We start from the raw sequence: 13,321 nt of genomic DNA on the forward strand, positions 1-13,321 counted from the left end.
AACGGTATCCTTAGTATGTTATCGAGTTATACCACGGCAGGATATGAGTGGGCTGTCGAGTTGGGAATGGCGAAGGCGGGCGGTAGAGGTCGGCGTCGCGACCGTGAGGGCGGTGCGGGTTGTAGAGGTCGCCTATTAAAAGCGGCGGCGTACGAGGGCTCAGGCGCCAGCTCGGCAAGCTTCAGGCAGCGGTGTGACAGCCGCGAGATTCAGCGGAGCGCAGCGCGCGTCGGCCTGAACGTCACAACGCTGCGTCCGCGTCGGAACGTCACGTTGAAAGTGGGTTGCCAGTTCGAGCGATAGCAGACCGTGTACGAGTGTCGGCTCGTCACAAGCCTGCCGCGGCCAGATGACGGCGGCCTCGCGTTGCGCCGCCACGCCGTCGAACAGATGCGCGGGCTGGTTGAGCCAGAACGCCAGCGAGCCGATAACGATCGAGACCACGCCGCCGGCGAGCGACAGCGTCTCGCCCTGGCGTCGGAAGAAGCAGCGTATCGACGCAAGCGACACGACCGCCCTCGAATTCGGAATGCGTGTCGCCATGTCGCGCGTGGGTCGAGTACGTCGCATGAGTTACGTCCCGGAGTCAGGAATTGTCATCGTAGGAGGGCGTCGCCCATAGCAGGATGAGCGGCACATGACAATTTCGTCATGTTCGCGCGTGCCGGGGATTCCCGCGATTCGCATCGACGTTTTTACCCGCGGGGGCCTTCTTCCTGTCTCCACGCGGCGCCGACGGATACCCGGAAAGCCTTATGGATCGGACCTTCACGGTTACATCGTCCGAGATCGAAGTAAAGGTTGGGCGGTCGATATTTTTGCCTGCGCCGATTGTCTTTACAGTGGCGTCCAGACATCTCAAAAAAGTGGACGCCGCACCCCCGCGGCGAGCCATCGTGAATGACCTGGCCGTGACAGGAGTCGGAGACAATGAGCAGCAACGGCATTACCCAAGTCGAAACATTCGGTTTCGAACGCATCCCGGATCGCTCGCGTTACGCGCGGCCGATCGACCTCTTCCGCTTGCTGTTCGGCGGTTGCAATACTTTCTCGACGTCGGTACTGGGCAGTTTTCCCGTGCTGCTCGGTCTATCGTTCAAGGCCGGCGTCTATTCGATCGTGCTCGGTGTGCTGATCGGCTCGTGCATTCTTGCGCCGATGAGCCTGTTCGGTCCGCGTAACGGCACCAGCGATCCGGTGTCGTCCGGCGCGCATTTCGGTATTCACGGCCGGATCGTCGGCTCGTTTCTCGCGTTGCTGACTTCGGTCGCGTTCTTTTCGCTGGCGGTGTGGAGTTCGGGCGATGCGCTGGTGGGCGGCGCGAATCATCTGCTCGGCCTGCCGGTCAACTGGATGACACTGAGCTTCGCGTACGGCCTGTTCGCGGTGCTGGTGCTGACGGTGTGCATCTACGGCTTCCGCTTCATGCTGTGGGTCAACAAGATTGCCGTGTTGGCCGCGAGCCTGCTGTTCGTGGTCGGTATCGCCGCGTTCGCCGGGCCGTTCGATAGCGCGTACGCCGGCAAGGTCGCGCTCGGTTCGGTCGGTTTCTGGCCGGCCTTCGTCAGCGCCGTGCTGGTCGCGATGAGCAACCCCGTGTCGTTCGCGTCGACGCTCGGCGACTGGGCTCGCTATATTCCGCAGAACACGCCGAGAAAGCGCACGATCCTCGCGGTGATGCTCGCGCAACTCGCCACCTTCGTGCCGTTCTTCTTCGGCCTCGCGACGGCGACGATCATCGCCAGCAAGGCGCCGGATTTCATCGCGTCGAATAACTACGTGGGCGGTTTGCTGGCGATCTCGCCGAACTGGTTCTTTCTGCCAGTGTGTCTGATTGCGATTATCGGCGGCATGTCCACCGGGACCACCGCGCTGTATGGCACGGGACTCGACATGTCGAGCATGTTCCCTAAACTCTTGAACCGCGTACGCGCCACGCTGCTGATCGGCAGCCTCGCGATCGGCTTCATCTTTCTCGGCCGCTTCGCGTTCAATCTCGTCGAAAGCGTGTCGACGTTCTCGGTGCTGATCAATACCTGCAGTTGCCCGTGGATGATGATCATGATCATCGGCTTCGTCACGCGGCGCGGCTTCTATCTGTCGGACGATTTGCAGGTCTTCAATCGCGGCGGCCGTGGCGGTCACTACTGGTTCACGCATGGCTGGAACTGGCGCGCGATGGGCGCGTGGCTGCCGAGCGCGGCGATCGGTCTGTGCTTCGTCAATCTGCCGGATCAGTTCGTCGGTCCGCTCGGTCAGCTTGCCGGCGGTCTCGACATCAGCATGCCGGTCTCGCTGACGCTCGCCTGCACGTTGTATATCGCGTTGCTGCAGTGCTTTCCCGAGCCGGATGGCGTATATGGGCCGCTTGGGCGACGCTGGCTGCGAGGTGGATCGGTGGGCAATGCGGGCGTGCATCCGGTGGTGCCGGCGACTAAGCTGAAAGTAGCGGTGGCGCAGGCGGAACCCCAGACGCGGACGCAAACTCCAACGCAGCCGCGTCGCGCGGTGCGAGCGGGCAGTGAACACGGTGAAAACCGCGAAAACGAAAAAGCATTGGATACGCAGGACGCCGGTTGACGCGCATTTTCCGCGCAACCGGATCGATGAAGCACCCGGCAACAAGCATTCAAGTAGAGCAGGCAAACAAGATGAGCGAGTCAGTAAAGCGCGCGTTTGATGGAGTAAAACTGTTTCCGTTCTGGCTGGACAATCCGCGCGCGCCGGCTGTCGAACGGGAATTGATCGGTCCGACTTCGGCGGATCTGGTCGTGGTGGGCGGCGGCTTCACCGGTCTGTGGGCCGCGATTCAGGCGAAAGAAGCCGATCCGTCGCTGGATGTCGTGCTGGTCGAAGCGGGCAAGGTCGCGTACGGCGCATCGGGCCGACCGGGCGGGATCATTTCGACGTCTGTCATGCATGGCTTGCCGAACGCGACGCGCGTTTTTCCGCAAGACCTCGATGTACTCGAAAAACTGGGTCAGGAGAATCTCGACGGCTTCAAGGCGTCGTTGACGCGTTACGGCATTGAAGCCGATGTGGAATGGAACGGCGAGATGACGGTGGCGGTCGATCCGGGTCACCTCGATCATCTGAAGGGCGACTACGAGCTGCATGTGGCGCATGGTCACGACGTGGTGCTGCTGGACAGCGAGCGCGCCCGCGAGCAACTCGATTCGCCATTGTTCGCCGGCGCGATGTGGTCGCGCAATCGCAGCGGCACGATTCACCCGGCGAAGCTCGCGTGGGGGCTGAAGGCTGCCGCGCTGAAACTCGGCGTTCGACTGCATGAACATTCGCCGATCACGCGCCTCGAAGATCGCGGCGCGACGATGGTCGTGCACACGCAGGCGGGCAGCATCGTCACGCCGCGCGTGCTGCTCGGCACCGGCACCGCGGATGTCGGCGTGACCGACATCAAGCGCCGCGTGATGCAGGTGCGCGATCACATTATCGCGACCGCGCCGCTGAGCGATGAGCAGATGGCGCGCATCGGCTGGAAAAATCGGCAGGGCATCTACGACACGCGTACGCAGCTCAACTATTTCCGACTCACGAAAGATAACCGCATCATCTTCGGCGGCCGGGTGAGCTATCACTTCGGCGGCGATCCGAATCCCGCCGCGGATCGCGACGAGAGCACCTATTACAAACTCGCCGAAGCGTTTTACCGCACTTTTCCGCAACTTGACGACGTGCGCTTCACGCATGCGTGGGGCGGCCCGATCGATTACTGCTCGCGTGGCGCGGTGTTCGCGCGGCGCTATCACGGCGGCAAGAGTGTGTTCGTCGCCGGTTATACGGGCTTTGGCGTGGCGGGCAGCCGCTTCGGCGCGAAGATGGGCCTCGACATGCTGTGGAATCGCGACACGTTGATTACGTCGCTCGATATTTCGCGCAAAGGGCCCTCGTATATTCCGCCGGAACCGCTGCGCTGGATCGCCGCGAAGATCACCTTCAACGCATTCGACGGCGCCGACGATCGCGGCGGCTGGCGGCGTCTGTGGATCAATTCGATCAAGGCGCTGGGTTTTCCGATGTAACGGTTGAGCGGCGGCGGCGTTTTGTCGTTTTGTGCTTGCCGCCGGAATAAAAAAACCGCACCTTAGCGGGTGCGGTTTTCAGTGAAGCAAAGACGCGGTGAAGTGTAGGAATCAGCCGCAGTACACGATGCTGTATTTCTTGGTCGCGACCGGCATATGCCACGTGCCCGAGAAGCCCTTGTGCAGAATGAAGGCGTCGCCGACGGCATAGTGTTCGCTGCGGCCGTCGTCGCTGGTGATCACGACTTCGCCTTCAATCAGCACGCACACTTCGTGAATCGGCAGGTCGGCCAGTTTCAGCGTGCCCGCGTCGCATTGCCAGACGCCCGCGGAGAGCATGTTGGTCGCGTCGGAATACGCATTGAGCGCGTGCGGGGCTTTGGCGCCGTCGAGAATGACATCGGCCGGATCGTGCAGGGCCGGGTTCAGGCCGGTAGCGCCGGGGCCTTTAGCGTCGATGCGGGTGAAGGTGATGTTGCTCATGAGGCTCTCCTGGTTAATAGACTTGAAAATCGGGTTTCGAAGTTCTTGAATTCGACGATTCGATGCAGGGATCGAAGCTGAACCGGAGTCTGAGCCAAAGCGGCGTAGCGGTGAATTTCGATTTGAAGACATTCAGATTGAGCGGCGTCGATGTAAAGCGGGTGACGCCGCCACGGGTGCGATCCGCGCGCCCGGGATCTGACCCACCACATTTCATGTAAAGGACAAGCCCATGCAACACACCAGACAGTTTTACATCGACGGTCAATGGGTCGATCCGCTCGATCAGGGCGAGGCGAACACGCTCGACGTGATCGATCCGTCCACCGCCACCGCGTTCGAGAAAATTGCGCTTGGTAGCGCGGCGGACGTCGATCGCGCGGTTGCCGCCGCGAAGCGCGCGTTCCCCGCGTACAGCGAGACCACGATCGCGCAGCGTATCGATCTGCTGCAGGCGATACTCGACGTCTACCGCAAGCGTTACGACGACATGGTGCACGCGATCAGCCGCGAGATGGGTGCGCCGCTGCAATACGCGAACGACGCGCAGGCGTGGACCGGCGTCGCGCATCTGGAAACGATGATCCGCACGCTCGATACCTTCGACTTCGAGTCGATGAAGAACGGCATTCTGATCCGCAAGGAAGCGGTCGGCGTGTGCGGGCTGATCACGCCGTGGAACTGGCCGGCCTTGCAGATCACCACCAAGGTCGCACCGGCGCTCGCGGCCGGCTGCACGATGGTGCTCAAGCCTTCGGAACTGGCGCCGCTGTCGGGCCTGATCTTCGCGGCAATTCTCGACGAAGCGGGCGTGCCGGCCGGCGTGTTCAATCTCGTGAACGGCGAAGGCCGCACGGTGGGCGAGGCGATGTCGTGTCATCCCGACATCGACATGATGTCCTTCACCGGTTCGACGCGTGCGGGCGTGCAGGTCGCGAAGGCGGCGGCGGAGTCGGTCAAGCGGGTGCATCAGGAACTGGGCGGCAAATCGGCCAACCTGATTCTCGAAGACGCCGACTTGAAGCAGGCGGTGATGCGCGGCGCGCGGGCCTGTTTCGACAACAGCGGCCAGTCGTGCGATGCGCCCACGCGCATGTTCGTGCCGCGTGCGCGTGAGGCCGAAGCGCTGACGTATGCGAAGGAAGCGGCCGAAGCCCTGAAGGTCGGCCCGGCGAATGCCGAAGGCACCGATCTCGGTCCAGTGATCAGCGAAGCGCAGTTCGACAAGATCCAGCGTTTGATCGGCGTCGGCATGGAAGAGGGCGCCACGCTGGTGGCGGGCGGAGCGGGCCGTCCCGATGGCCTGAAAGACGGCTATTTCGTGCGCCCGACCGTATTCGGCAAGGTCACGCCGGACATGACGATCGCGCGCGAAGAAATCTTCGGACCGGTGCTGTCGATCCTTGCCTACGACTCCGAAGACGAAGCGATCGCCATGGCCAACGACAGCCTCTACGGTCTCGCCGGCTATATCCAGTCCGGTTCGATCGAGCATGCGCGCGCGGTGGCCCGGCGCCTGCGTACCGGTACGATCTATCTGAACTACGCGGACTACAATCCCGATGCGCCGTTCGGCGGCTTCAAGCAATCGGGCAACGGCCGCGAGTACGGCGAGTTCGGGCTGGAAGATTTTCTGGAGATCAAGGGCGTGGTGGGCTACGAGGGTTGAGCCCAGCCTGCGCCGACGCTGACGCTGACACGCACCTTCATGCTTTAGCGATTCAGGAATCGCTAAAGCAGTAATTCGATCGAATGAAACAGGCGGCGTTGCTCGGGTTCCTGCGAGCGCGCCGCTTCGTCGATCACTTCACGCAGACAGTCGAGAAAACACGTGGCCGCCGGACTTGTCGGCGCGCCACGGCGTGACGTGATGCTGACGATGGTTTCATCCACGGTTTCGCGCAGCGGCAGCGCCCACAGATTTTCTTTCGCGAGCGTCACTTCCGCGAGTGGCCACGGAAAAATGCTGAGCATGTCCGTGTGTGCGAGCAATCCCAATACGATGGCCAGCGAGTGCGCCAGATGAATGGTGTGCGGCACCCGCATGCCGCGCTTGCGGAACAGGTTGTCCGAGATCGATTCGCGGCTGGCCGGGTCCCAGTTCAGCACCCACTCCGCGTCTTCCAGTTCGAGCAGCGAGCGGCAACCGGCTTTCGGATGATCGCGCCGCGCCACCACGGCCGAATGCGTCGAAAACAGCGGCACGTTGTGAAACTCCGATTGCGGCGACGCGGGCGGGGGCCGGCCGATCGAAAAATCCAGACTGCCATCGCGCAGACGCGGTTGCACGACCGCGAGCAAACCCTCGAAAAATTCCAGTTGCACTTCCGGCATACGTTGCCTGAAGCGCTGCACCGTGGGCGGCAGAAACGTCAACGCGACCCATGGCGTGACGCCGATCGACAGCTTGCCGGCCGCCGCGCCGCGCAATGCGTCGATCTCCGCGTGCGCGCGTTGCAGTTGCCCCAACACCACTCTTGCATGCACGACCAGCGTCCGGCCGAACTCGGTAAACGCGACGCCGCTCGCGCTGCGGATCACCAGCGGCGCCTGCATATCCGCTTCCAGTTCGCGCACCGCCTTGGTGACCGCAGCGGGCGAAAGGCCTAACGAACGAGCCGCTGCCCGGATACTGCCGGTATCCGCAATCGCCGCTAAGGTACTGAGCTGATGCAGTTTCATCTGTCGATTCGGGGGAAGGGTGGCAACCAGAAGTTGCTGCCGCAACGATTCTACGCCTGCCGCTGGAAAATCGGCGTCGCTATGCTGGGTCACGCTTTTCATTGACGGAGACGACACGTGAACACCATGGCCATTCCGGCGGGCATCGCCGAACTCGAAGACGAAATGATCGCGCTGCGCCACCGCATTCATGCGCAGCCGGAGCTGGCGTACGAAGAGTTCGCCACCAGCGACCTGGTCGCCGAACGCTTGCAGGAATGGGGCTATACGGTGCATCGCGGGCTCGGTCAAACCGGCGTTGTAGGGCAACTGAAAGTAGGCGGCGGCACGCGCAAGCTGGGCCTGCGCGCCGACATGGACGCGTTGCCGATTCACGAAACGACCGGCTTGCCGTACGCGAGCAAGGTGCCCGGCAAGATGCACGCGTGTGGTCACGACGGTCATACGGCGATGCTGCTCGCCGCTGCCAAACATCTGGCGCGGGAGAAGGATTTCGACGGGACGGTGAATGTGATTTTCCAGCCGGCCGAGGAGGGTCAGGCCGGCGCGAAAAAGATGCTGGAAGACGGGCTGTTCGACAAGTTTCCGTGCGACGCCGTGTTCGCGATGCACAACATGCCGGGCTTTCCGACCGGCAAATTCGGCTTTCTGCCGGGCTCGTTCATGGCGTCGTCGGACACGGTGATCATCACCGTGACGGGACGCGGCGGTCATGGTGCCGTGCCGCACAAAGCGGTCGATCCGGTGGTGGTGTGCGCGCAAATGGTGCTGGCGTTGCAGTCGATCGTGTCGCGCAACGTCGCGCCGCTCGACATGGCGATCATCACGGTCGGCGCGATTCACGCGGGCGAAGCGCCCAACGTAATTCCCGAGACGGCCGAGATGCGTCTCTCGGTGCGCGCGTTGAAACCTGAGGTGCGCAATTACCTGCAGGAACGGATCACCGCCGTGGCGTGCGGAACGGCCGCGGTGTTCGGCGCCAGTGCGCAGGTGGATTACCAGCGCCGCTACCCGGTGCTCGTCAACGACGCGGAGATGACCGGCCTCGCGCGGCAGGTGGCACTCGACTGGCTCGGCGAAGACGGCCTGATCGCCGACATGCAACCGCTGACCGGCAGCGAGGATTTCGCGTTCCTGCTGGAGCGTTGCCCCGGCAGCTACCTGATCATCGGCAATGGCGACGGCGAGGGCGGATGCATGGTGCACAACCCCGGCTACGACTTCAACGACGACTGCCTCGCGACCGGCGCCGCTTACTGGGTGAAGCTCGCGCAGACGTTTCTCGTCTGAGGCCGGATGTGACGGGCCGCTTCGAGCCCGCGCGTGCGCTTTGACTTGTGCTGTGAAGTGCGCTTCGACCCAGCAGCAAGGACATCATGGAGACACAGATGGACTATTCCGCCACACCGCAATCCGCCGGCAGCGACGCGCTTGCTATGCAAGGCATGACGGCCGCGCAGCCCGTCGAACGCAAGAGCCACGCGAAAGCGATTGCCGCGATCACGCTGGGCAACGGCCTCGAGTTTTTCGACTTCACGATTTACAGCTTCTTCGCGACGATCATCGGCAAGCTGTATTTCCCGGTGGAGGGTCAGCTCGCGCAATTGATGCTGGCGGTTGGAACGTTCGGCGTGGGCTTCATCATGCGTCCGGTGGGCGGCATCGTGCTCGGTGCGTACGCGGATCGTGCCGGCCGCAAGGCGGCGATGAGCCTCACGTTATGGCTGATGACGCTCGGCTCGGCGATGATCGCGTTCGCACCGACGTATGCGGCGATCGGCATTGCCGCGCCGTTGCTGGTGATTCTTGCGCGTCTGGTGCAGGGGTTTGCGTTGGGCGGTGAGATTGGCGCGTCGACGTCGCTGTTGCTGGAGTATGGCAGCGACAAGACGCGCGGCTTTTATGGCAGCTGGCAGTTCGTGAGCCAGGGGTTGAATACGGTGTGCGGGTCGCTGCTTGGCGTCGCGTTGGCGGCGGCGTTGTCGACTGCCGCGCTGGAGAGTTGGGGCTGGCGCGTGCCGTTTGTGATCGGTATGGCGATGGGGCCGATCGGGATTTATATACGGCGTCATCTGGATGAGACGTTGCCGGGTGTCGAGGAGGGGGCGGATGGGCAGGTGGGCGTTCGGTCGTCGTCGGCGGTGCCGGCTTCGCAGCCGGTGCGCAAGCTGTTTCGCGAGCATTCGCGGGTGATTACGATGGGTGTGGTCACAACCATCGGCGGGACGGCGGCGAACTATATCGTGCTGTTTTATCTGTCGACTTACGCGATTCGGATTTTGCATCTGCCGATGTCGTCGGCGTTGTGGGCTGCGTGGACCGCGGCCGTGGTGACGGTGATCTGTTCGCCGCTTGCCGGGGCGTTGTCGGATCGGGTGGGGCGCAAGTGGGTGTTGGGCGTGTCGCGGGTCTTGCTGATTCTGGCCGTGTATCCGGCGTTTATGGCGATTAATGCTGTGCCTGATGTGGCGGTTTTGTTGTCGGTCGTGGCGGGGTTGGCGGTGCTGGTCGCGTTTACCGCTGTGCCTAATATCGTGATGCTGCCGGAGATGTTTCCTCGTGAAATTCGGGCTACCGGGATGTCGATTGTTTATTGTCTCGGGGTGTCTATCTTTGGTGGGTTTGCGCAGTTTTTTGCTACGTGGTTGATTCAGGTTTCTGGGAGTAATCTTGCGCCGGCCTGGTATTTGATTGGGTGTGGGGGGGTGTCTTTGTTGGCGTTGCCTTTTATGGCAGAGACTGCTGGTAGGGATATCGGGTGATAGGCTTTTTTTGCCTTTTGTGGCGCGTTTTCTCGGCTGTTTGCGCGTTGGCCTTTCCTTGATTTGGTAGTGGTCTATTAGCGATCCCCCTGTGCGGGGGGCACCTACTTTTCTTTGCCTGCCGCAAATAAAAGTAGGCAAAAGAAAGCGGCTCACACCGCTAGCTCTTAAGCGGGTCCCCCGCGCAATCACGGTAGTGGCTCATCTGGAATCCGTGTTCTCGCGCACTCCGCGCTCGTGGCACAGCAGTCATTCTTCCGGCGACGCTTCGCGCGCCCCCGCGGTCGTTCATCAAACCGGTGGTGAATTTTTGGGGTATTTCGGTGCCTCGCCGAGGCGAAGCCGACGGCTCCCCCACGGAAAAGCGAGGCGCTGGTTCCAGTGCGAGCCGTTCCGGCGAGCGCACCGCGCGAGGCGGGATGTATGACGGCTTTGTCACGAGCGCGGAATGCGCGAGAACACGGATTCCAGATGAGCCACAACCGTGGCTGCGCGGGAGACCCACTTAGCAGAGGCCATGCTTGAACGACCGCCGCGGCGCGCGCAGCGCCGCCGGAAGAATGACGCCTTTGTCACCAGCGCGGAGTGCGCGAGAACACGGATTCCAGATGCACCACTGCCGGTGGTGGACCACGAAACCCACTTAAAAATTAGCGGTGTGAGCCGCTTTCTTTTGCCTACTTTTATTTGCGGCAGGCAAAGAAAAGTAGGTGCCCCCCGCACAGGGGGATCGCTAATAGACCACTACCAAATCAAGGAAAGGCCAACGCGCAAACAGCCGAGAAAACGCGCCGCAACAGGCAAACCCCAGCCCTCACCGAGCAGCCTCCCCATCAGCCACCCCAGCCGAATCCTCAACCCGAGCCGAATCCCGAGTCTCCGGCATAGCCGCCCAAACCAGCAAAACCGCTAACGCCCCCGCAGCAGCGAGCCCAAAAAAGCTAACCGCATTTCCAAAGTGATCAGCCACAAACCCAGCAGCGGTCGTACTCAACGTAGCCCCGATCCCCGCAGCCAGCCCAAACAACCCGATACAGAGGTTGTAGCGTCCCTTATCGCCGGCAACATCCGCCGCGATCAGCGGCAACATCACGCCAAACACAGCAGCACTCAACCCATCGAGCATCTGCACCGGCACCAGCAAATAAGGGCTGCTAATGCCAGCAAACAGCAAAGCCCGAATCGGCAACGCCGAAAACCCCAACAACAGAATCGGCCTGCGCCCCCACCGCTCGGCGGAGCGTCCAACCCACGGCGACATCATCGCCACAATCGCCTGCGGCACGATAATGCACGCGGCAATCACGAGCTGTACGTTGTCGCCCATGCCGGCCGTCACTTCGCCCGCAGCGAGATTCAACATCGCCGCGTTCGACAAGTGAAACAGCACGATGCACGCCGCGAACAACAACATCCGCTTGTCACGCAACAACTCACGCAGACTCTCGCGTCGCTCGATCTGCTTGGGCGTCGGGCCGGCCTTCGGCAACTCGATCGTGTCGGTGCGCTGGATCATCGTCAGCGCGAACAACGCGGGCACGGCCAGCGCAGCGGTCAACCAGAACACCGCGCGCGGCGAATAGTATTCGCCGAATACGCCCATCAACCCCGCGGCCACCGCGCTGCCGATCGACGCCCATCGCGCATTGCGTCCCAGCCGGTCGCCGAGATTTGCCCGCCCGACCAGCGCGAACGAAATCGCCGCCAACGCCGGCGTCAACATGCAACTGGCAAAGCCATGGAACACTTCAGCAGCAATCACCGGCAGCACGGTCGGGCTCACGGCCAGCAGCACGGCGCTCAGAATGATCGCGAAAATCGCCCATGCGGCCGCGCCTTTCTTGTTGCGCAGAGCGTCGACAGCAGCGCCGCCCGGCACCTGGCTCACCATCGCGCTGATCGTGCCGACCGAGAGCGCCATGCCGATCTCGCCCTGGGTCCACTTATGCGACGCCAGATACGACGCGATGAACGGCCCAAACCCCGTCTGCACATTGGCGACGAAAAAATTCATCCAGTCGAGCGCGCGAAGACTGCGCGTGGTTACCAAAGTACGGCCGCTCATCGGGCCGCCCGTGCATTGGAACCTGCCGCGGCGGAAGCCGTCGCCGCAGGCGGTGCGGTCGCGGCGGCCGGCGCTGGCGGCGGTGCGGGCGATACGGCGCGCACCGGTTTGTCGCTGGCATACGGCGGCGTCGCGTTGATCTGCGCGTCGCTCAGATCGATCTGCGGATGCAGTTCCTTGTCTTTCGTGACGAAGTGCAACGCGGACCAGTTCGCGGCAATCGTGCGGCGCTCCGTACTGACCATGCCGTTGACGTCGAGCACGACCGCCTGCGGCTGCGCATTGCCATCGATCAGCACGTCGATCACGCGGCCGATCTTGGCGCCGTTCGCGCGTTCGACCGTGGCGTCGATCAGCGGTAATTGCACGCCGGCCGGTTTGGCGGCATTGGCCGGCACGGCGGCCGCGTTGAGCGTGATCGGTGCGGTCTTCGCGCTCGGCGTGAAGCGGAATGCGCTCCACGGGAAGTTCACCTTGCGGTCGCCCACCCCCAGGAAGCCCTGCAGATTCACGACCATCTCGCGCGGCTTGCCGCCGGCATCCGCGATCAGATCGACCGCGCGGCCGACGACCTTGCCGTCGGGCTTCTGCACTTCGCTATCGAGCAGCGTGCGCGCCTCGCTGCGCTCGATCGTGCGCAGCACGATCAGCGGCGCGGGCGTCGGCGGAGGCGGCGGGGGCGCGACGACGGGCGGCGGCGGCTCGACCTTGCGCGGCTTGACGATCGGCTTCGGCGGTTTTTTCGGCTGCTCGGGTCGAGCCGCTTCGGTTTCGACCGGCTCGGGTTCCGAGGCCACCACCGGCGCACTGGCGGGCTCGACAGGCATCACCGTGGCGTCGACGATCGGCGCCTGCTGCGGGCCCCACAGCAGGCTGCAACCGGACAGCGCAAACAGCGCGAACAGAGCAAGAATCGGCAAACGCCAGGCAGGACGCGAGAAACCGCCACTCATCAAGAAGGACTCCATGGGCCAGTGCAGAGGGCGGCCAAAGGTCGAAAAAGGCCGCCGCAGTTAAGACAGGAATGGGCCAGAGTGTAACCCGCGACGTCGGGCGGACCCGCTTTCGCAGGCCATCTGACAGGTGCGGTGTTAGCAGGGTTCATGCCGCGCACGACGTTTCATCTGCGGATTGCGCGCCGTTTTCGTGCGCCGAACGCCGCAAAACCCGCTCACATCTTCGTGACAAAGCGTAGGTGTAAACGCTTGGCTCGCCCGCCCAGTTTGCCGCTGGGTCAAAGATATAAGCGTCTCGACATGTCCGGCATGCCATTCATGCGATGGGAG

Annotated in this window: 9 protein-coding genes and 1 pseudogene; 5 read left to right on the forward strand and 5 right to left on the reverse strand. The window is 62.8% G+C overall.

Annotated elements, in window-relative coordinates:
* Positions 1-159: 159 nt before the first annotated feature.
* A complete protein-coding gene (locus HWY05_RS07440; protein ID WP_176057930.1) occupies positions 160-570 on the reverse strand; it encodes a hypothetical protein in 411 nt (136 codons plus the stop codon).
* A gap of 360 nt (positions 571-930) precedes the next feature.
* Between HWY05_RS07440 and HWY05_RS07445 the strand changes: the two are divergent.
* Positions 931-2,394 (forward strand): annotated as a pseudogene (locus HWY05_RS07445) (cytosine permease); the annotation flags it as partial.
* 257 nt (positions 2,395-2,651) lie between these two features.
* A complete protein-coding gene (locus tag HWY05_RS07450; protein WP_035551237.1) occupies positions 2,652-4,043 on the forward strand; it encodes an FAD-dependent oxidoreductase in 1,392 nt (463 codons plus the stop codon).
* A gap of 111 nt (positions 4,044-4,154) precedes the next feature.
* Here the strand turns inward: HWY05_RS07450 and HWY05_RS07455 are convergent, their stop codons facing one another.
* Positions 4,155-4,526 carry a cupin domain-containing protein gene (locus HWY05_RS07455; RefSeq protein WP_176057931.1) on the reverse strand — a complete coding sequence of 124 codons (372 nt, stop codon included), beginning with the start codon at positions 4,524-4,526 and terminating at the stop codon, positions 4,155-4,157.
* 232 nt (positions 4,527-4,758) lie between these two features.
* Here HWY05_RS07455 and HWY05_RS07460 point away from each other — a divergent pair, with 232 nt between their 5' ends.
* The gene (locus HWY05_RS07460) at positions 4,759-6,195 is read left to right on the forward strand and encodes an aldehyde dehydrogenase family protein (protein WP_035551231.1); all 1,437 of its coding nucleotides are present in this window, start codon (positions 4,759-4,761) and stop codon (positions 6,193-6,195) included.
* 62 nt (positions 6,196-6,257) lie between these two features.
* Here HWY05_RS07460 and HWY05_RS07465 read toward each other — a convergent pair whose 3' ends face one another.
* Positions 6,258-7,208 (reverse strand): LysR substrate-binding domain-containing protein, encoded by a 951-nt coding sequence (locus HWY05_RS07465; protein WP_035551228.1) that lies wholly within the window; start codon positions 7,206-7,208, stop codon positions 6,258-6,260.
* A gap of 117 nt (positions 7,209-7,325) precedes the next feature.
* Here HWY05_RS07465 and HWY05_RS07470 point away from each other — a divergent pair, with 117 nt between their 5' ends.
* Both HWY05_RS07470 and HWY05_RS07475 read left to right on the forward strand, forming a co-directional pair.
* Complete coding sequence (locus HWY05_RS07470; protein ID WP_035551225.1) at positions 7,326-8,498, forward strand: M20 aminoacylase family protein; 1,173 nt, start codon at positions 7,326-7,328, stop codon at positions 8,496-8,498.
* Positions 8,499-8,596: 98 nt separating this feature from the next.
* A complete protein-coding gene (locus HWY05_RS07475; protein WP_176057932.1) occupies positions 8,597-9,970 on the forward strand; it encodes an MFS transporter in 1,374 nt (457 codons plus the stop codon).
* 814 nt (positions 9,971-10,784) lie between these two features.
* On the opposite strand, the gene HWY05_RS07480 is transcribed toward HWY05_RS07475, so the two are convergent.
* Both HWY05_RS07480 and HWY05_RS07485 read right to left on the reverse strand, forming a co-directional pair.
* Positions 10,785-12,035 (reverse strand): MFS transporter, encoded by a 1,251-nt coding sequence (locus HWY05_RS07480; RefSeq protein ID WP_035551221.1) that lies wholly within the window; start codon positions 12,033-12,035, stop codon positions 10,785-10,787.
* Positions 12,032-12,988 (reverse strand): PRC-barrel domain-containing protein, encoded by a 957-nt coding sequence (locus HWY05_RS07485; protein ID WP_176057933.1) that lies wholly within the window; start codon positions 12,986-12,988, stop codon positions 12,032-12,034. The genes HWY05_RS07480 and HWY05_RS07485 overlap by 4 nt, the downstream gene beginning before the upstream one ends.
* Positions 12,989-13,321 lie beyond the last annotated feature (333 nt).

The sequence above is a fragment of the Paraburkholderia sp. BCC1876 genome (assembly GCF_902833695.1).
Taxonomy (GTDB): Bacteria; Pseudomonadota; Gammaproteobacteria; order Burkholderiales; family Burkholderiaceae; genus Paraburkholderia.